Origin of the sequence: Sideroxydans sp. CL21 (assembly GCF_902459525.1) — a bacterium.
GTDB lineage: Bacteria > Pseudomonadota > Gammaproteobacteria > Burkholderiales > Gallionellaceae > Sideroxyarcus.
In genome coordinates this window covers 1,345,035-1,363,919 of the sequence record NZ_LR699166.1, presented here as the reverse complement: position 1 = coordinate 1,363,919, position 18,885 = coordinate 1,345,035, and the positions used below count along the sequence as shown (strand labels likewise).

Below are 18,885 nucleotides of genomic sequence, written 5' to 3'. Positions count from 1 at the left end.
CAATATGGCCAATCTTCTTGAACAACTTGAATCCATGACTGTCATCGTGGCAGACACGGGCGATATCGACGCAATCAGTCATCATCGACCGCAGGATGCAACAACCAATCCGTCCCTGCTGCTCAAGGCGGCAACCCTGCCGGAATATGTTCCGCTCATCACCGATGCGATCGCATGGGGAAAATCGCAAAGCAGCGACCGCGAGCAACAGGCACGCGATGCCATGGACAAACTGGCGGTGGATGCCGGACTGGAAATACTCAAGTATGTTCCGGGTCGCATCTCGACCGAAGTGGATGCGCGACTTTCCTTTGATACGGCCGCCACAGTCAGCAAGGCACGCAAACTGATCCGTCTTTACAGCGCCGCGGGCATAGCCAGCAACCGTGTGCTGATCAAGATAGCCTCCACGTGGGAGGGCATTCGAGCGGCTGAAATCCTTGAGCGCGAGGGCATCAACTGCAATCTTACGTTGCTATTCGGCTTTGCCCAGGCGCGTTGCTGTGCGGAAGCCGGCGTCACACTGATCTCTCCTTTCGTCGGGCGAATTCTTGACTGGAACAAGGCGCACAGCGGCAAGGATTTTGAGGCGGAATCTGATCCCGGCGTACTCTCGGTACGCAAAATTTATGCGTACTACAAGGCGCACGGTTATCAGACCATCGTCATGGGTGCGTCATTCCGCAACATGGACGAGATTCTGGCCCTGGCCGGATGCGACCGTCTCACCATCGCCCCGGTTTTTCTGCAAAAACTGGAGGCCACACAAGGCTTGCTGCCGCGCAAGCTGACCGACACGGGCGTGACCGAAGTACGACCGATGCCGATGACCGAAGCCGAATTTCGCTGGGCAATGAACGAGGATGCCATGGCCACCGAGAAGCTTGCCGAAGGTATACGCGGTTTCACTGCGGATCAGATCAAGCTGGAAAAAATGCTGATGGAAAAGCTTTAAAGCCTTGCCGATATGCGGCTGTCAACAACGCGAGTAATTAAAAACTGAAGGCAACGTTCAACAGCGAATTCTGCCGCGTAATCACCAAGCCCGATACGACAGGCATGAACAGTGCAAGGAGGCAATAGTGAAACAATCACTTCCACAAATAGTGCATCTGGATCGCGAAATCTGCGGCACGCTCGAACTTGCAGAACAGCATGAATGGTGGCTTGCCAACGGCAAAGGAGGCTACGCCGGCGGGACGGTTGCGGGCACACTGACCCGGCGTTACCACGGCTTGCTGATCGCCCCGTTTCAATCGCATTTGCAGCGCAATCTGTTGTTTGCCAAGGCCGATGCCGAATTGCTGGACGGTGATCGCGTCATACATTTACACACCAATCGCTGGGGCAGCGGCGTGGTGGAACCGCGGGGGCATCTTTCCATAGAATCGTTTCGACTGGACGGGCGCATGCCGGTCTGGCATTACCGTCTGGATGACCTGCTGATCGAGGCACGTATCTGGATGGAGCACGGCAGACACAGCACCAGCATAGCCTGGCGCTTGCTGGAGAATCCGGCGGAACGCGGCGTCAAATTGCGTGTACGGTTGCTGGCCAATGTTCGCGATCATCACGGCATCACCGGGTTTGAAAACAGTTCCCCTTCTTTCCAGACCAGCGACCACGAACTGGATATCAGTTATCCCGGCTGCCCCACCCTGCATTTTCATTCCCGTTGCGGCGAGGTACAACGTGCCGATTATTGGATCGAAGATTTCGATCTGCCGGCGGAGCGCGAGCGCGGCCTGTCCAGCCTTGATCGCCATTTATGCGTCGGTCACATGACCTTCCCCATTCATGCCGGGCACTGGGTCGGACTGACTGCCTCCATCGAAGAAGATGAACCGGCCTATTACATGGAGGACTCGATGCGGCGCTTTCAGGCACGCGACCTTGCCATGCTGACCCGCGCGAAAATCACCGTGCCGGAACTGATGCAGGCACCCGCATGGATAGACCAGCTGATCCTGGCAGCGGACAGTTTTGTGATTCGCCATGAGCAGGATGATATCCATGCGCGCGATGCCATCGTGGCAGGATACCCGTGGTTCGGTGAATGGGGGCGCGACAGCATGATTGCGCTGCCCGGACTGCTGCTGGCAACCGGACGTTACCAGCAGGCACGCAGCCTGCTGCTGGGCCACCTGCCGCTGGTGGACGGCGGCATGCTGCCCAATTTCTTTCCGGGCAATGGCGAGGCGCCCCAATACAACACGGTAGATGCGGCACTGTGGTTCATCGAGGCCTGGCACGCGTACTTCTCAGTCATCAAGGATTTGCCGTCGCTGGCTTATGCATGGCCAATATTGCAGCAGATCATCGGACATTATCGCAATGGAACACGCCACGGCATCGGCATGGATCCTTCAGACGGCCTGCTGTGCGCGGGAGAAACTGGCATGCAACTCACCTGGATGGATGCGAGGGTGGGCGACAATGTCATCACGCCGCGGATCGGCAAACCGGTGGAAATAAATGCCCTCTGGTACAACGCATTGCAGACGATGGAGTATTTCGCCCATATCCTGAACGATGAAGCGCGCGCGAAGGAATATTCGGCGATGGCTGCAAAGACCCGAGCTGAATTCCGGAGATTTGTCCGGTCGAAACACAACGGACTATTCGATGTTATTGACGGCCCCGATGGCAATGACGATGACATCCGACCCAACCAGATTCTGGCAGTCAGCCTGACGTTTACTCCGCTGGATTCCCAAGCACGGCAGGACGTCGTTGCCGTCTGCGCGCAACACCTGCTTACTCCTTTCGGTTTGCGTTCCCTGGATTCCGCCAGTCCGGATTACCGTCCGTATTATCAGGGCGATGTCTGGTCGCGCGACAGTGCCTACCATCAGGGTACGGTCTGGGCATGGCTGCTGGGACATTATGCTTTGGCGGAATACCGGGTCAGCGGCAATGCAGAACGAGCTTTGTCACGACTTGAAGGAATGCAGGACCATCTCAATAAAGCCGGACTGGGCACGGTGAGCGAAATATTCGACGGTGATGCGCCGCACACGGCGCGGGGCTGTCCGGCTCAGGCATGGTCGGTCGCCTGCACGCTGGACGCCTGGTTGAAACTTCGTCGCGCCCAATCGAAAAATGAAAAGGAAGATCGGCATGAACAAGCAAAATCTGTCGCATGAACTGAAAGGATGTCCGGTATGAAAACGCTGGATTCCTGCACATTGACCATCTTCGGTGCCGGAGGCAATTTGAGCCGCCGCAAATTGATCCCGGCGCTGTTTCACCTGGAAACGGCACAGCGGCTGCCGGATCATATGGTCATTCTCGGATGCGACATCACGCCGCGCGAACGAACGGACTGGCTGGAATTTGTCAGCGGCATATTGCGCGAACTGCACGGGCACGATATCGATGAGGAAGCGCTCCAGCGCTTTTGCGGGCGCCTGTATTATTTTGCAATTCCTCCGGACGACGACACTGCCTACTCTCGCCTGCAGAAATTGCTGGATGACGGTCCTGATCTTCCGCCCAATATCGTTTATTACATGGCGGTGCGACCGACCGACTATCCCGGTATCGTCGACAAGCTGGGCAACGTTGGTCTGCTCAAGGAGAAAAATGGCTGGCGGCGCGTGGTCATCGAAAAACCCTTCGGCTACGACTTGCAGAGCGCACAGACGCTGCAGGCCAGCCTGTATCGGCATCTGAACGAGCCTCAGATATTTCGGATAGATCACTATCTGGGCAAAGGCACCGTGCAGAATGTCATGGTGTTCCGCTTTGCCAACCTGTTGCTTGAGCCCTTGTGGAACAATCACTACATCGATCATGTGCAGATCACCCATTCCGAAACACTGGGCGTGGATGGCCGCGCGGACTATTACGAGGGCTCGGGTGCATTGCGCGATATGATCCAGAGCCACTTGCTGCAACTCATGGCCCTGGTGGCGATGGAGCCGCCGCTATCCATGGAGGCTGAGCATTTGCGCGACGAGAAAGTGAAGGTGTTCAAGGCCATACGCCCGATCACCCAGAATGCGGTGCATGCCCACGCGTTTCGCGGCCAGTATGCCGGCGGCAGCATCGACGGCAAAGCAGTTCCGGGTTATCTGGAAGAGAAAAATGTGGCTCCGGACAGCACGACTGAAACTTACGCCGCCATGAAATTGTTCATAGATAACTGGCGCTGGGCGGGAGTCCCGTTCTATTTGCGTACCGGAAAGCGCCTTGCCCAGAACAGCTCGGCAATCTGCATCCGCTTCAAGAATCCCCCGCAGGATCTGTTGCGGCACACAAGGCAGGGGCCGCCCCAACCCAACTGGATCATGCTGGGCATCCAGCCCGACGATTGCCTGAAAATGGAAATGCAGGTCAAAGTCCCCGGACTGGATTTGCATACGCGTACCATCAGCCTGGATGCGACTTACCGCAAGGAAGGCGAAAAGGATTACGATGCTTACGAAGGCTTGCTGCTCGATGTAATCATGGGCGACCATTCCCTGTTCCTGCGCATAGACGAGGTGGAGGCAGCGTGGCATGTGGTCGATCCGGTTCTCAAGGTATGGTCGATGGAGCGCGAATTCATCAATACCTATCCTGCCGGCAGTTGGGGGCCGCGCGGCACGTATTGCCTGTTTGATCGCGAAGACCAGTTCTGGCGTCATTCGCTGGATGCGGGCGGATCGGATACACAGGCTTACTGATGCAAGAACCGGAAGATGAAGCGAGGGAAATGACGTTCCAGCCCGCACAACTTGCAATCCATGAAAGCGATGCTGCTCTGGCAACCTGCGTGGCAGAACGCGTTGCCGACCTTGCGGCGCAGGCCATCGCAATTCGGGGCGAATTTCGTCTCGCACTGGCCGGGGGTGAAACGCCGCGTCGTTGTTACGAACAGTTGCGCTACCTGCCGGTGAATTGGGCGCACGTTCAAGTTTTTTTTGGCGACGAACGTTGCCTGCCCCGCGGCGACAAGCAGCGCAACGACACGATGGCGTATGCCACCCTGCTCGACCATGTGGCCATTCCGCCGGCGAATATTCATACCATCGCCGCGGAATACGGCGCATATGATGCGGCAAGAAATTATGCCATGCTGCTGAATGATTATGCCCCGCTGGACCTTGTGTTGCTTGGCCTGGGCGAAGATGGGCACACCGCCAGCCTGTTCCCGGGAAATCCGGCAACCGAGTTGAGCGATGCCGCTGTAGCCGTCTTCGATGCGCCCAAGCCGCCGCCGCAGCGTGTTTCGCTTGGATTGCATACACTGCAGCGGGCACAGCATCGAATATTTCTGGTCACGGGAGCAGGCAAGCGCGCTGCGCTGCAAGCGATTAACGACGGTGCATCATTACCCGCCGCCCGGGTCGGATTGTCCGAATGGCATATTGACCGTGCTGCGATGCCGGAATTTTATTGATTTCATTTGGAGGAAATATGCAGATCGGAATGATAGGGTTGGGACGCATGGGCGCAAATATGGTGCGTCGTTTGCAGAAGGCCGGCCATCAATGCGTGGTGTTCGACCGTAGCAGCGAGGCGGTGCAGGCCTTGGCGCAGGAAGGTGCTACCCCATCCACCAGCATGCGGGATATGGTCGGCAAACTGAGTTCGCCGCGCGCCATATGGCTGATGCTGCCGGCAGCCGTAGTGGATGCCGGCGTCACCGAACTGGCCGCATTGCTGGATGCGGAGGACATCATCATCGATGGCGGCAACTCGTATTACAAGGATGACATCGCGCGGGCCAAGAGTCTGCACAGCAAGTCGATTCATTACGTCGATGTCGGCGTCAGCGGCGGCACCTGGGGACTGGAACGCGGATATTGCCTGATGATAGGCGGACAGAAAACAACGGTGGCACATCTGCAACCCATCTTTTCCTCGCTTGCACCGGGCGTGGAAACCGCGCCGCGCACCGAGGGCCGCACAGGCCAACCCGGTCCGGCAGAGATCGGCTACCTGCACTGCGGACCGGAAGGTGCCGGGCACTTCGTCAAGATGGTGCATAACGGCATCGAATACGGAATGATGGCTGCGTACGCCGAGGGTTTCAATCTGCTGCGCCACGCCAACGTGGGTGGAGTGGCGCGGCAGGCGGATGCGGAGACGACACCGTTGCGCGATCCGGAAGCATTCCGTTACGAAATCGATGTCGCCGAAGTGGCCGAGCTGTGGCGGCGTGGTAGCGTGGTCAGTTCATGGTTGCTCGATCTGACCGCGCACGCGCTGCACAGCGATGCCGACCTCAAACAATTCGGTGGACGCGTTTCCGATTCCGGGGAAGGCCGCTGGACCAGCATCGCTGCAATCGAATCCGGCACGCCAGCCCCGGTGCTGACTGCCGCGCTATTCAACCGTTTCACGTCGCGCGGCGAAGCAGACTACGGCGACAAATTGCTGTCCGCACTGCGGTACGAATTTGGCGGTCATCACGAGAAACACCAGGAAAACACATGACCTGCAAACGACTAATATAATTTTAGAGGCGTCCGGAATTTATGGTTGAATTACAATTTTGGACGGTTTTGTGTTTGCTGTTGGTGCCAAATAGTATAAATAGACTTTGGATTACGAACTCATTCATAACTTCTTGTCATTTTTAATTTCCTTTGCGGGAATAGCAATGTAGTCAAATTGACATGACCAGAAATTTAGTTTGGTATTGGCCGCATTCTGCTTGTTTAACTGGGCAAACTCCTCCGGCGCTTTCTCCTCAATACCGGCCGTTCATAACCCAACCTTTTCGATATTGTAGGAAAAATTAATTACTTATATTTCTTTGCCTTGTAGAGTGCTTGGTCAGCTAGTTCTAATAGTGAAGCTACTGTTTCGACCGAGTCAGTATAGGTAGCCATGCCAATTGAAATACCCACTGACACATTTTTTCCAGTGGAAAGTGTGATGGGAATTTGCACAGCATTCACAATGCGATCGGCAAGTGATTCGGAAGTATTATCGTCGCTTTGTCGCATTAAAATTCCGAATTCATCGCCACCAAATCTCGCTAATAAATCTTCTGCACGAATTTCTTTTCCCATGCGTCGTGAGACTTCGCACAGCACTTCATCACCCGCAGAGTGGCCATAAGTGTCATTGATAATCTTAAAATCATTCAGGTCCATGAAATAAACAGAGAAAGTTTCGCTTTTTCGTCGAGCATGTGCCAATTCAGAGTTTAGTGTTCGTTCGAATTGAACCCGGTTAGGTAGGCCAGTAAGATGGTCCGTCATGGCTAACTGGCCTAATAATTTGGCGCGCTGCCTATTCTCCAAAGCAGTAATTACCAAAGTAGAAAGATCACGTAATAACTCAACTTGAGTTGGCGAAAATTTTCGTGGCTGAATATCTACAACGGCGATAGTGCCAAGCGCGAATCCATCACGATCAATGAGTGGGGCTCCAGCATAGAATCGCAGATGCGGCGCTTGCGTTACCAAGGGGTTGTCCTTGAATCTTGGATCTTGCTGCAAATCTTCCACGATAAGCGCTTCCCCCGGTTTCATGAGCGCATGCGCACAAAAAGCAATCTGGCGATCAAGTTGAGGCACACCAAGCCCAAGCTGTGACTTGAACCATAATCGGTTGGTATCCATCAGTCCGATTACTCCAGCCGGTGTTCCTATTGCTTGAGTAGCAACTCGGGTAAGCGTATCAAAATCAACCTCTGGTGGGGTATCCAAAATTTCGTAGGATTTAACTGCTTTGAGTCGCTGGGACTCATTCGAAGGTATGGGACATGCAATAACAGAATTGTTCATTAACTCCCCCCTATAACAATATTTTCTTATTCTGCCTGAAGAATAGTTGCATGATTTGCAGCATCAATCAACGCTACTGATGTTTTGAATGACAGAACGTCAAAAAGGTCTTTATGACATCTATGGAAATGCTGAATAAGTCCACTCGATGAGGGGGTAGTGCGTTAATGACCAGAAAGCACGGCGGCAGCCAAACCATAAACCGAATGCACCCTTGCTTGTTCCAACACAGCCAGCCGATATTCTGAATATGTATTCAATAAAGCCTGTCCATAACGCTTAACCCCCGATCTCATTTGTGATTCCGTTGCATGACGGCAGCAGCTCATGAAGTACCTTTGTTGACTCCATCAATCCTGATGATCAAGTTCTGGATGACGACAATGTTGTCGAGCGTTTGATTGATTCTGTCAGGCATTCAACGGTTGTGTGACATTTAGCACAGACAGTAGTGGAATGATTATCTACATTAAAAAAAGCCACCGTCAATCAGGAAGAAAAATAAATGAATTCAATGAACATCAATCGTATACACAGTTATTCGCAAGAAGAAAGGCGATACATATGCATGGATGCCAGTTACTTCTGACGGAAGTAAAGCCTTGAGTAAACAATCATTGCTCGATGCCCGATATTTTGGGCCCATGTATTACACGGCAATTCAAATCACGCATGATTCAGGAGACGTTAATGGCATTTGACAAACACCCATCCAATTACTCTCTCAACAGCCTGAACGGATGGTTAGGCAGCGGCCTGGTGGCACTCGTAGCCATTTTGTTCGCAAGCTCTGCCTCCGCAGTCGGCACCGAACCTGCACAAACCGCGCTTTACGCCCAATCTTCGTCCCAGAGTAAAGCTTCGCTTGAACATATCATCCCGCAGGAAGTCGACGCACCTGTTGGAAAGAAAGCTCCTCAGGATCATAAACACTTCAAACAACTCCAAGGGCCGTTTACATCGCCCGAACAAGTCACCAAAGCTTGCCTGAGTTGCCACACTGAAGCAGGCAAGCAGGTCATGTCCACCATCCACTGGACCTGGAAAGCATGGAATCCCAAGACCAAACAAATGGTCGGCAAGAGCCAGGTCTATAACACCTTCTGCGTTAGCCCGATCAGCAACGAGCAGTTTTGCACGGTTTGCCATGTCGGCTATGGAAGTACCGATCCGAATAAATTCATTCCTTTTGATCAACGTACCGAGAATCAGGTCGATTGCCTGGTGTGCCACGACCAGACCAGGGACTATCGCAAGATTCCTTTTATAGGCGGTAATCCAGCGATGGAAAAAATCGCGGTGCGCCCGGGATGTAACGAGGTTTATGGTACCGACAAGCCTTATGTCCTACCCCAGAATCTGGCAAAGATTGCCCAGAGTATTAGCTCACCGACCCGTGCCAACTGCGGTGGTTGCCATTTCTATGGAGGCGGTGGCGACGGAGTCAAACACGGTGATCTGGATAGCTCGCTTCTTGATCCATCACATGAACTCGATGTGCATATGGATACGAAGGGATTGAACTTCCCTTGCCAACAATGCCATCAAACCAGCAATCACCACGTCACCGGCGAACATTACGCCATTGACGCCAATCCAAAACAAGCCGCGTTCATGCCGGGTTCTGATCACAACGGCAATGCTACGGCCTGCCAATCCTGCCATGGTCAAGCTCCACATCACGGGGATGGGCTGACTTCGAAGCAGATTGCCTCCACACTCAATATGCATACCCGTGATATCGCCTGTGAAACTTGCCATATCCCCGAGTTTGCGCGCGGGGGCAAGCCCACGAAAATGAACTGGAACTATGCGACAGCCGGCAAACTTTCACCTAACGGCGCTCCCCTGGTGATTGAAGATGAGAACGGCAGGAACACCTACTGGGGGGTCAAAGGCAGTTTCCTGTGGGAGGATAACGTGGTCCCCGAATATCGCTGGTTCAACGGCACCGAGCGCTGGATGCATATTGGCGACAAGATACAGCCAGATCGAAACGGGGTAGTAGGTGTCAATGATATAGAAGGCAGTGCGATCGACGGTCAATCGAAGATATGGCCTTTCAAGATATCCCGGAACAACCAGCCCTATGACACGCAAACCGGCATACTTGCGGTCTTTCACTCCTTTGGCTTCGATCAGGATTCTTTCACCATGACTTACGATTGGCAGAAAGCGATCACGGCTGGAATGAAGGCCGCCAAACTGCCTTACTCGGGGCAATATGGATTTGTTCAAACTCAAATGTATTGGCCAATATCCCATATGGTTGCGCCCAGGACAAAAGCGCTGGGTTGTGCACAGTGCCACGCAAACAGCGGACGCCTCCAAGGCATAGACGGTGTCTATATGCCGGGACGCTTTAAAGATCATCAACCCTGGATTGAACGCATTGGTCTGCTCGCAGCCGCATTGGCTCTCGCCGGTGTGCTTATTCACGGTCTGATTCGCACCATCCTGTGGTTTCGTCGTCGGTCATAGCTAATAAGGGGTCGTAATGTCAACTCGTATATATCTGTTCAAACGTTTCGAGCGATTCTGGCACTGGAGTCAGGCAGCGCTTGTCATCACCATGTTGATCACGGGTTTTGAAATCCACGGTTACCTTGGAGGATTTACTTTCAAGACAGCGCTGCTGATCCACGGCTATTCCGCTTGGCTTTTGGTCACGCTCTGGATGTTTGCAATTTTCTGGCATTTCACAACAGGTGAATGGAAGCAATACATCCCGACCTTCCAGAAGGTCGTCCTTGTTGCGCGGCATTACGCATGGGGCATGTTCCTCGGTGAGGATCACCCCTTCCACAAAACGTTGCAACACAAGCACAACCCATTGCAACGGCTTGCGTATCTATGGCTGAAGCTGATGATCAACCCTTTGATCTGGGTTAGCGGAATGCTGCTGCTGATTTTCAGTTACGACTGGATTCAACTGCAGCCGTTCGGATTGACACTCACCGAAGTGGCCTGGATTCACACTGCCGCGGCTTACATGATGCTGATTTTCTTTATTGCCCACCTTTACCTGACAACCACCGGCCATACTCCATTGGCCTATATCAAATCCATGATTACAGGCTGGGAAGACAGTGATGAAGAACCCTCGGTTCATGCTTCGTCCTCTTCAACAAACGTCTAACCGCTCAATCACATTAGGACCATGATCATGATGGACAAGAATGCATTTCACGATATTCTGGAATTTGTTATTAAACGATTGGCCACAACAATGGCCGTTGCCATCGTTGTGGCAGCGATAACATCTTTAACCGCCCAGGCTACGCCAACGGCTTCGAACCAGAATGCTCCTGGTTTGGCGGATACGCCCGGAAGCAAAGCCTCAATTGCAGCATCAGATAAAACCCTGACTGAAGGTTCGTTAAAGCTGCAGGATGGCTTGGCATTGCTGGACTCGTCGGTACTGTTAAAAGTGTATTACTACGCCTACTCCGGAGCACCGGTTGACTACAGCGAGATTTTGACCGAAAACACGGAAAACATCATTCAACCCAATCCCGTACAAGCGAGCAATGAGCAAAAGAAGGTGATCGATCGGTTGATTCAGATTGCCAAAACCAAACCGGATTTATTGATCAAGGTCGACGACATTGCGTTGGATTCCTATGACAAGACGAGCCGGTCATTTCCTGTCGTGAACCGACTGTTTATGAAGGGGGCACGCTTTTATTTCGATAACTCGCGTTACCACTATCATTATTCCGATGCCAGTGCATTTGGCGCACTACGTTGCGCGGACAGCAAAACAATTGCCGCCATCAATTCATCAGTTGCCAATTACGAACATTTCTCGATGGATATCGTTGCTCATGTTAACCATGCCGTTGCCAAGGAAGATACGTTAGTCATTGACTTGCACAAGGTTACTCTGAAAGACTCTTCCGGCCATCTGCTGATCACTCAAGTCAAACCTTAACTTTAACGTGAGTTACAAAAGCGTCCGTGCATGACCGTCCAGGTTGGAGGTAGTCCTCCAACCCGGCAATGGTGTCTACCCATCCCGCTTCACCACCGCGAGGCCGTCAGCTGCATGTTTCCTGCCCAACCTGGAAATGAAGTTGAAACACTGTTCAGATCAAGTCTGAGCCTCTACATATGGTTATATAACCTTTGCTATCCGACATCTGATTGATGCCCCTGTGATCATTTACTCGTTTCGCTAATGACTGTGGTCGAGCTTGCATCCGGTCCTGCATGTGATTTTCCGAGCACATGGCGCCTGCCATTCATCCCCGAATGATTCGATGATGCCCATCATCTTCAATATCGAATTGCCACGCAATCAGAGCATAAGCAGACGAAGAATGTTAGTGAAGAAAGTTATCTCGCTTTGCTCATATGTACGTCACCGCACAGAAATATCGATGACTATTTCATAGGATCACATCCACCCGATTCAAAGTTAAAGTTGCTCAAGATTTAGTCCAAATTTAATCACCTGCCAGCAAGGCATCCAAAATGCGTACACTAACCGGATTCACCATCGTTGCCTGCTGTTTGGTGCTGATGCCCGATTTTGCCTGGTCTGCCGATACGCATCTTGCCGCAGCAACTAAATTCTCACGCATACCCAAAGCAGGCTCGATCTTTCACGACTGTCCGGACTGCCCCGATATGGTGGCCATCCCTGAGGGAAGTTTCGACATGGGCTCGCCCAATTCCGAAAATTCAAGGAATGACGACGAAGGCCCCGTGCATCATGTCAAATTGACCGCCTTTGCCATGGGTAAAACGGAGATCACACGGGGGCAGTTTTCAACATTCGTAATAAAATCAAAATACATCACCGGCGACAAATGCGTGGCGCTGAAAGGCAGCAGATTTGAGGAAGACAGCGGGCGGAACTGGCGCGATATTGGCTTTTTGCAAACCACGAATCACCCCGCCTCATGTGTCAGCTGGAACGATGCCAAAGCCTATACGGCATGGCTGTCACTCAAGACGGGAAAACAATACCGGCTATCAACAGAAGCCGAGTGGGAATATGCCGCCCGTGGAAGTTCCGTCACCTCACGTTACTGGGGCGACAATCCGGATGAAGCGTGCGGATATGCAAATGTCGCCGACATGACAGCAAAAGCGTCGGTACCCGGCGCTTCTTTCTGGTTGTTGCATAATTGCACGGATGGCTATGCCTATTCCGCACCAGTAGGCAGCTTCAAGCCAAATGCATTCGGACTGTATGACATGTTGGGAAATGTGACGGAATGGACCGAGGACAGCTATCACGACAGCTATAAAAACGCTCCGCTGGACGGCACCGCATGGCAAGGCGATGCCTCCAGGCGGGTGCTTCGCGGCGGCTCTTGGAACAGCAGTCCGAATCTTGTGCGTGCCGCCAGAAGGTGCGTCAACAAACCTGATGAGCGCTTCAGCTTTGTCGGTTTCCGTGTGGCCAGAACACTTCCCTGAAAGAGGCTGTCCTGATTGTTTGTCCATGGGTTCCCATGAAAGCTGGCTGGCGAACTGATTGCGCAATTTTCCATTCTACGTTCGACCGCACACAGATGGAACACTGACCATTTTCTACCATGCGACCGAACTTATATCAGTTCGGTATCCACACGAATGAATGGCACGACGACGTGTACCGTGTGCTCAGCAATCTGCAGTCATACCAGGGGAACAACTGCTGCCGGCGGAGAACGATCTATGCCCTGATATTCAAAACAACTCGTTGGGCACATTCCGGTACACTAGCGCCAGCGTCTACAACACCTAGTAAAGATTCGAATACCATGTCCGCCCTGCCCGAACTGAACGAGCTTGAACGCATTCTGGAACTTGGCCGAGGCCATCTGGAAGCGCAAATTGCTTGCGAGGTCAGCGCGGGAGACAAGCGCTTTCCGGTTTACCAGCTCACCCTGGGGAATCCCGACCCAAAATTGCCCAGCATCGGATTTTTTGGCGGCGTCCACGGTTTGGAGCGTATCGGCACACAAGTATTGCTGTATTTTTTACGAAGCTTGCTCACCCGCCTGGAATGGGACAACAGCCTGCATCATTTGTTACAGGATGTCCGGCTGGTATTCATGCCCTTGGTCAATCCCGGCGGCATGTGGCAATCCACCCGCAGCAATCCGCGCGGAGTGGACCTGATGCGCAATGCGCCGATAGAGGCGGCAGGTGATGTTCCATTCCTGCTGGGAGGACACCGGATCAGCCCTCACTTGCCCTGGTATCGCGGTACAGCCGGCGCCGAAATGGAGGTCGAAAACCTGGCGTTATGCCGGACCGTGACCGATGAATTGCTGACGCGTCCATTCAGCATTGCAGTGGACTGTCATTCCGGATTCGGCACACGCGACCGGATATGGTTTCCCCTTGCACATAGCGTGCATCCCATCGATCATTTGGCCGATATCCTGAGGCTGGAAGAACTGTTTGAAACAACCTACCCGAACAACAGATACCTGTTCGAGCCGCAAAGCATCCAGTACCGCACCCATGGTGACGTCTGGGATTACCTGTATCTGCAAGCGCTGCGGGACAAGAGCAAGACCTTTTTGCCGTTGACACTGGAGATGGGCTCCTGGCTGTGGGTGAAGAAAAATCCGCTCCAGTTATTCTCCCGGCACGGCATGTTCAATCCCTCCGTAGAGCATCGCTTGCATCGGGTGTTGCGCAGACATACTGTCTGGCTGGATTTTCTGATGCGTGCCGCAAGCGGCCACGACAAATGGCTGGCGAAGGGTCCCACCCGCCTCCGCTTGCAGGAACGCGCCGTAGCGCGCTGGTACAGGCCATGAGTACATGGGTACTGTTGCGCGGCCTGATGCGTGAGACACGCCACTGGGGCGAGTTTCCCATGCTGTTCCAGAATGTCACCGGCGCACAAAATGTGGTGACCCTGGATTTTCCCGGCAACGGCAGACTGCATGCGCAGGCCAGCCCCGGCAGCGTGGGGGAGATGGCGGACCATTGTCGCATGCAGCTTGCGAAACTGGGCTATGCGCCACCTTACCATGTGCTTGCCTTGTCCCTGGGTGCGATGGCCGCAGTGGAATGGAGTGCACGGCATCCGGATGAAATCGACAGACTGGTGCTGATCAATACCAGTCTGGCTCCGCACAATCCCTTTTACCAACGCCTGCGCCCCGCAAATTATCCGGCCCTGTTGCGCTTTCTGATTTCGGGTTCCGAATTCCAGCGCGAAGAGCTGATACTGCATCTAACCAGCACACTGGAGCGCAGCGAACTGCAACGGGCAAAACTCCTGGAACAGTGGACATCCTATGCATGCGAATGTCCCGTCACACGCGCCAATATCCTGCGGCAGTTGCAGGCCGCCATCTCATATCGTGCCGCTCAAACAAAACCACCTGTGCCATTATTGTTGCTCGCCGCGCAACAAGACAGGCTGGTCAGTGTGAAATGCTCGCAAACTCTCGCCAGGCTATGGGACTGCCCGATCAGATTGCATCCGGTTGCGGGGCACGACTTGCCTTTGGATGACGGATTCTGGGTGGCGCAACAAGCAAAGGAATGGCTTGAATCAGAGCATCAAACGGCGGGAAAGTGAGTGCAACCACTTCACTGGATATAGTCGTTCAGGGCAACAGAAAGGCCGCAATCCGGTATGCGGCGCGGCCTTGGAATAACAACGGGTGTGGCAAACCCGCGTCAGTGCATTTCCTGCCTGGGAAGCACGGTTGAAGCGAGCTTGGCATCGGCTTTCAGCAGGCCGACTTCATCGCTGAGTATATGCACCGCTTCGTTAAGCAATACATCCTTTGCGTTCTTTCTGGCCTTCTCGATTGCCAGGTCGGCAGCCAGGTTGCGTTCGTTCGACTGCAAGCCGTCGTCTTCAAATGCAGCACTGTCGGCGACAAGCGCTTCCTTGTCAGCCGACTTGCCGCCTTTTTCTGCCGCATCGTTTTTCTCTCTTGCAAGTATCCGTGCCTCTTGCACTGCACGCTCTTTGCGCCTGTCGGTTTCATTCAGGGAAATGAGGTTTTTCTTGCGCTGGGTGTTGAACTCGGCGATATCTTCCCTTAACGCCTTGAAATCCTTGTCCTTGCTTACCCGTGCATCGTGGATCGCCGTCAGTTGCGGCATGATGCCCGTCAAACTTCCGGCAGACTTATAAGCAGCCGGTTTGATCTGCGACCATGGCAGGGCATTGTCATAGCTGGATTCGCCGAAATCCTCGGCATCGGAGATCATTGGGAGGCTGATATCAGGTATCACCCCGCGCATCTGGGTGGTGCCGCCATTGATGCGGAAGAATTGGGCGATCGTCATCTTGAGTTCGCCGAATTTCGGTTTGTCGCTTTTTTCGAGCTTGTCCAGATCCAGAACAGTCTGCACAGTCCCTTTGCCGAAACTGGTTTCGCCGATCACGAGACCGCGACCGTAATCCTGTATCGCGGCGGCAAAAATTTCGGAAGCCGACGCCGACCCGCGATTGATCAAAACGCCAAGCGGTCCATCCCATGCAACGCCCGGGTGATTGTCATTGTCTACCGTCACCTCGCCTTTGGCGTCGCGTTGCTGCAATACAGGCCCCTGGTCTATGAATAATCCCGTCAACTCGATAGCTTCATCCAGTGAACCTCCGCCATTGTTACGCAGGTCCACCAGCACGCTGTCAACCTTGTCTTTTTTGAGTTCTGCCAACAGGCGCAATACATCCCTGCTTGCACTTTTGAAATCTTTGTCGCCTCTCTGGCGGGCGGCAATATCCTGATAGAACCCCGGCAAGGTAATGATTCCGATACGACGAGTTGCATTACCGTCCTTAACCTCCATTATGGATTTTTTGGCTGCCTGCTTATCGAGGCTGATTTTCTTCCGGACCAGTCGAATTAGATTATGTTTGCCGTCGGGGCCTGCGCCCGCGGGGAGCACATCAAGCACCACCACTGAATCTTCCGCACCGCGTATCAATGCCACAGCGTCGTCAATACGCCAGCCCATCACATCTACAATGGGATTGTTATCTCCCTGCCCGACACCCACGATGCGATCGCCGATTTTCAGTTTTCCCGACAGGGCTGCCGGACTCCCCGCCAATAGATCGCGGATGGTCGTGTATTCATCCTTGGTTTGCAGCTCCGCACCTATACCGACTAGCGACAAGCTCATCGAGATATCAAAGTCTTCCGACGCACGTGGCCCGAAATAGTTTGTGTGCGGGTCTATCGACGTGGCATAGGCGTTCATGAATATCTGGAACACATCTTCGCTTTTGACCTTGGCTATACTGCTCAGAATGTTTTCGTACCGCTTGTCCAAAGTGTCCGCGATGCTTTTGGGATCCTTGCCGGCAAGCTTGAGCCGCAGCCAGTCGTTTTTGACGCGCTTGCGCCACAAATCATTCATTTCGTCTTCAGTCTTTGGCCAAGGCGCCTTTTCTCTCATGTACTGGTAACTTTCCTTGCGCTCGAAATCAAATCCCTTCTTGAGCAAGGAACGGGCATACGCAATGCGTGCAGTAATCCGTTGCTGGTAAACATTGAAAATGCCGAAAGGAATACTCAGGTCTTCGTCGAGAATGGCGTCACCAAGTTTGGTTCGGGCATTTGCGAAACTGTCGACGTCAGCCTGCAGGAAGTAAATTTTTTCACCGTCCAGCGCCTTCAGATAGTAGTCAAATATTTTCGAAGACGATGCATCGTCAAGCGGTATACGCCTGTAATGGTAACGAGTCAGGATTTCAGCGGACAAATGCGCGGCCTGAGATTCCACTTGCAGGGGCTCAAGCGGCGAAGCTGTCCGCGATGCATCAAGCGCTGCCGCCTGCGTCGCTATTGCAAATGCAAGAAATACCCACATCAATTTATTTTTCATAGTTTATCCACCAAAATCATGGGCTGATTATATATCGCCCCACATCTTAATTTCGCTTCAATCGCGGCCTTGCATGAAATGACACCAGTCGGCCTGCGGGATTGTCACTGCAGCCGTCTTTTGTATCAATCGGGTTACAAAAAAATGCCGCCGTATACAGAGCAGACACACTGCAGATACTCGATCGGATTAAATTTCGCATCATGCTAACTCATACGCTCGCGCTGCCGAAAAACGATATGAAAGCTGCTTTCCGATAAATGAAGGCTTGATGCAACAAACCTAAACAGGAGTAACCCGACATGCCATGCAAATCGTTTGTAGTGGAAAGAAATTCCGCAATAAAGGGCAGATTGTTCAAGGACTTCAAAATCAACATGGCCAGATTCATCTTTGCCAGGCACAGACTGCGGACTGTCCGGGCCAGCTGGATATGTGCATCACGAGGCTTGCAGATCGTTGTACGAACCAACAAGGAATAGGCCCGCGCTTGCGAGATGCGCATGTCAAGGTCATGAATCATCTACGGTCCCGGAGCAAACGAACGGAATTGCATGCCTGCGCAGGTAAAAGTGCGACATTGCATTTCTCCGGGCTTCGCCACAGGACATTCGGCCGGACCGGGATTATTTTACTGGCCGCAACCATTTGCTTACCGGAGCAAACAGCTGGTGACGACAACAATGACGCTGACATCTCCATTCTTACGGGCGAGCTGCCCACTCAGTACTGTGAGGATTGAATTCCCGCATCGGAAATTGTGACAAAAACCGATGGCGCGCTTATGAAATTTCAGGGAATCAATATAGCAATCTGAACGAAGGTGAAAATCATGAACAAATACATTTCAGGAGTCATTGCGGGCAGCTTGATCGCCATGTCCTTACCTGCTTATGCCGAACACGGTGATAGGCACTTTGAAGGCGGAGAATATCACCGCGGCGGTGAAGGTTGGCACGGGGACAGACATACTGTGGAAATCTGGCGCGGCGGAAACTGGGTGCATGACCGTCATGACGGCAGGTTCGGATGGTGGTGGGTTGCAGCCGGTATGTGGTATTTCTACCCGGCACCGGTATACCCTTATCCCGATCCCTATACGCCTCCTGTCGTAGTCGTAACCCAGCAACTGCCCACGCCGGCGCCCCAGACAGCCGTCCAGGCGCAACCGGCTTTGCAGTATTGGTATTACTGCGATTCGCTGAAGACTTATTACCCGTATGCACCCAGTTGCCCCGAAGCTTGGCGCATGGTTCCTGCACAACCGCCGGTACCCACCCAGTCTCTTCCGCCACCGCAGGCGGCACCGCATTAAGCGCGTCATGCACGACAGCATTGATCGAAACGA

15 protein-coding genes are annotated in these 18,885 nt (G+C 53.1%); 13 read left to right on the top strand and 2 right to left on the bottom strand.

What is annotated here, in order from left to right; all coding sequences use genetic code 11:
* Positions 1-4: 4 nt before the first annotated feature.
* The 5 genes from tal (at position 5) to gnd (ending at position 6,426) form a co-directional block, all read left to right on the top strand.
* A complete protein-coding gene (tal, locus tag QOY30_RS06425) occupies positions 5-955 on the top strand; it encodes a transaldolase (protein WP_283743802.1) in 951 nt (316 codons plus the stop codon).
* Positions 956-1,082: 127 nt separating this feature from the next.
* On the top strand, positions 1,083-3,146 hold the full coding sequence (locus QOY30_RS06420; protein WP_283743801.1) for an amylo-alpha-1,6-glucosidase: 2,064 nt from the start codon (positions 1,083-1,085) through the stop codon (positions 3,144-3,146).
* 18 nt (positions 3,147-3,164) lie between these two features.
* A complete protein-coding gene (zwf, locus tag QOY30_RS06415) occupies positions 3,165-4,670 on the top strand; it encodes a glucose-6-phosphate dehydrogenase (RefSeq protein WP_283743800.1) in 1,506 nt (501 codons plus the stop codon).
* Positions 4,670-5,386, top strand: a complete 717-nt coding sequence (gene pgl / locus QOY30_RS06410) for a 6-phosphogluconolactonase (protein ID WP_283743799.1) — start codon at positions 4,670-4,672, stop codon at positions 5,384-5,386. Before zwf ends, pgl begins: the two co-directional genes overlap by 1 nt.
* 17 nt (positions 5,387-5,403) lie before the next feature.
* Positions 5,404-6,426, top strand: coding sequence for a phosphogluconate dehydrogenase (NAD(+)-dependent, decarboxylating) (gene gnd / locus QOY30_RS06405; RefSeq protein WP_283743798.1), 1,023 nt, complete (start codon positions 5,404-5,406; stop codon positions 6,424-6,426).
* A 308-nt stretch (positions 6,427-6,734) separates the two neighbouring features.
* On the opposite strand, the gene QOY30_RS06400 is transcribed toward gnd, so the two are convergent.
* Positions 6,735-7,727: a GGDEF domain-containing protein gene (locus QOY30_RS06400; RefSeq protein ID WP_283743797.1), complete on the bottom strand. Its 993-nt coding sequence runs from the start codon at positions 7,725-7,727 to the stop codon at positions 6,735-6,737.
* 690 nt (positions 7,728-8,417) lie between these two features.
* Between QOY30_RS06400 and QOY30_RS06395 the strand changes: the two genes are divergently transcribed.
* The 6 genes from QOY30_RS06395 (at position 8,418) to QOY30_RS06370 (ending at position 15,267) form a co-directional block, all read left to right on the top strand.
* A complete protein-coding gene (locus QOY30_RS06395) occupies positions 8,418-10,208 on the top strand; it encodes a tetrathionate reductase family octaheme c-type cytochrome (RefSeq protein WP_283743796.1) in 1,791 nt (596 codons plus the stop codon).
* Between the two features lie 16 nt (positions 10,209-10,224).
* Positions 10,225-10,866: a cytochrome b/b6 domain-containing protein gene (locus QOY30_RS06390; protein WP_283743795.1), complete on the top strand. Its 642-nt coding sequence runs from the start codon at positions 10,225-10,227 to the stop codon at positions 10,864-10,866.
* 27 nt (positions 10,867-10,893) lie between these two features.
* The gene (locus QOY30_RS06385) at positions 10,894-11,661 is read left to right on the top strand and encodes a hypothetical protein (protein ID WP_283743794.1); all 768 of its coding nucleotides are present in this window, start codon (positions 10,894-10,896) and stop codon (positions 11,659-11,661) included.
* A gap of 542 nt (positions 11,662-12,203) precedes the next feature.
* On the top strand, positions 12,204-13,157 hold the full coding sequence (locus QOY30_RS06380) for a formylglycine-generating enzyme family protein (RefSeq protein ID WP_283743793.1): 954 nt from the start codon (positions 12,204-12,206) through the stop codon (positions 13,155-13,157).
* Between the two features lie 326 nt (positions 13,158-13,483).
* The gene (locus QOY30_RS06375; protein WP_283743792.1) at positions 13,484-14,494 is read left to right on the top strand and encodes a M14 family zinc carboxypeptidase; all 1,011 of its coding nucleotides are present in this window, start codon (positions 13,484-13,486) and stop codon (positions 14,492-14,494) included.
* On the top strand, positions 14,491-15,267 hold the full coding sequence (locus QOY30_RS06370) for an alpha/beta fold hydrolase (protein ID WP_283743791.1): 777 nt from the start codon (positions 14,491-14,493) through the stop codon (positions 15,265-15,267). Before QOY30_RS06375 ends, QOY30_RS06370 begins: the two co-directional genes overlap by 4 nt.
* A gap of 101 nt (positions 15,268-15,368) precedes the next feature.
* Here the strand turns inward: QOY30_RS06370 and QOY30_RS06365 are convergent, their stop codons facing one another.
* Positions 15,369-17,537 carry a carboxy terminal-processing peptidase gene (locus QOY30_RS06365; protein ID WP_283743790.1) on the bottom strand — a complete coding sequence of 723 codons (2,169 nt, stop codon included), beginning with the start codon at positions 17,535-17,537 and terminating at the stop codon, positions 15,369-15,371.
* Between the two features lie 307 nt (positions 17,538-17,844).
* Here QOY30_RS06365 and QOY30_RS06360 point away from each other — a divergent pair, with 307 nt between their 5' ends.
* Together QOY30_RS06360 and QOY30_RS06355 are read left to right on the top strand one after the other, a co-directional pair.
* Positions 17,845-18,279 carry a hypothetical protein gene (locus QOY30_RS06360; RefSeq protein WP_283743789.1) on the top strand — a complete coding sequence of 145 codons (435 nt, stop codon included), beginning with the start codon at positions 17,845-17,847 and terminating at the stop codon, positions 18,277-18,279.
* Between the two features lie 90 nt (positions 18,280-18,369).
* Positions 18,370-18,852 carry a hypothetical protein gene (locus QOY30_RS06355; RefSeq protein ID WP_283743788.1) on the top strand — a complete coding sequence of 161 codons (483 nt, stop codon included), beginning with the start codon at positions 18,370-18,372 and terminating at the stop codon, positions 18,850-18,852.
* Positions 18,853-18,885 lie beyond the last annotated feature (33 nt).

Bases quoted from the DNA above. Each gene is read 5' to 3' on its own strand.
- tal (WP_283743802.1), top strand. From the start codon at position 5: ATGGCCAATCTTCTTGAACAACTTGAATCCATGACTGTCATCGTGGCA.
- zwf (WP_283743800.1), top strand. From the start codon at position 3,165: ATGAAAACGCTGGATTCCTGCACATTGACCATCTTCGGTGCCGGAGGC.
- pgl (WP_283743799.1), top strand. From the start codon at position 4,670: ATGCAAGAACCGGAAGATGAAGCGAGGGAAATGACGTTCCAGCCCGCA.
- gnd (WP_283743798.1), top strand. From the start codon at position 5,404: ATGCAGATCGGAATGATAGGGTTGGGACGCATGGGCGCAAATATGGTG.
- QOY30_RS06400 (WP_283743797.1), bottom strand. From the start codon at position 7,727: ATGAACAATTCTGTTATTGCATGTCCCATACCTTCGAATGAGTCCCAG.
- QOY30_RS06395 (WP_283743796.1), top strand. From the start codon at position 8,418: ATGGCATTTGACAAACACCCATCCAATTACTCTCTCAACAGCCTGAAC.
- QOY30_RS06390 (WP_283743795.1), top strand. From the start codon at position 10,225: ATGTCAACTCGTATATATCTGTTCAAACGTTTCGAGCGATTCTGGCAC.
- QOY30_RS06385 (WP_283743794.1), top strand. From the start codon at position 10,894: ATGATGGACAAGAATGCATTTCACGATATTCTGGAATTTGTTATTAAA.
- QOY30_RS06380 (WP_283743793.1), top strand. From the start codon at position 12,204: ATGCGTACACTAACCGGATTCACCATCGTTGCCTGCTGTTTGGTGCTG.
- QOY30_RS06375 (WP_283743792.1), top strand. From the start codon at position 13,484: ATGTCCGCCCTGCCCGAACTGAACGAGCTTGAACGCATTCTGGAACTT.
- QOY30_RS06370 (WP_283743791.1), top strand. From the start codon at position 14,491: ATGAGTACATGGGTACTGTTGCGCGGCCTGATGCGTGAGACACGCCAC.
- QOY30_RS06365 (WP_283743790.1), bottom strand. From the start codon at position 17,537: ATGAAAAATAAATTGATGTGGGTATTTCTTGCATTTGCAATAGCGACG.
- QOY30_RS06360 (WP_283743789.1), top strand. From the start codon at position 17,845: ATGCAAATCGTTTGTAGTGGAAAGAAATTCCGCAATAAAGGGCAGATT.
- QOY30_RS06355 (WP_283743788.1), top strand. From the start codon at position 18,370: ATGAACAAATACATTTCAGGAGTCATTGCGGGCAGCTTGATCGCCATG.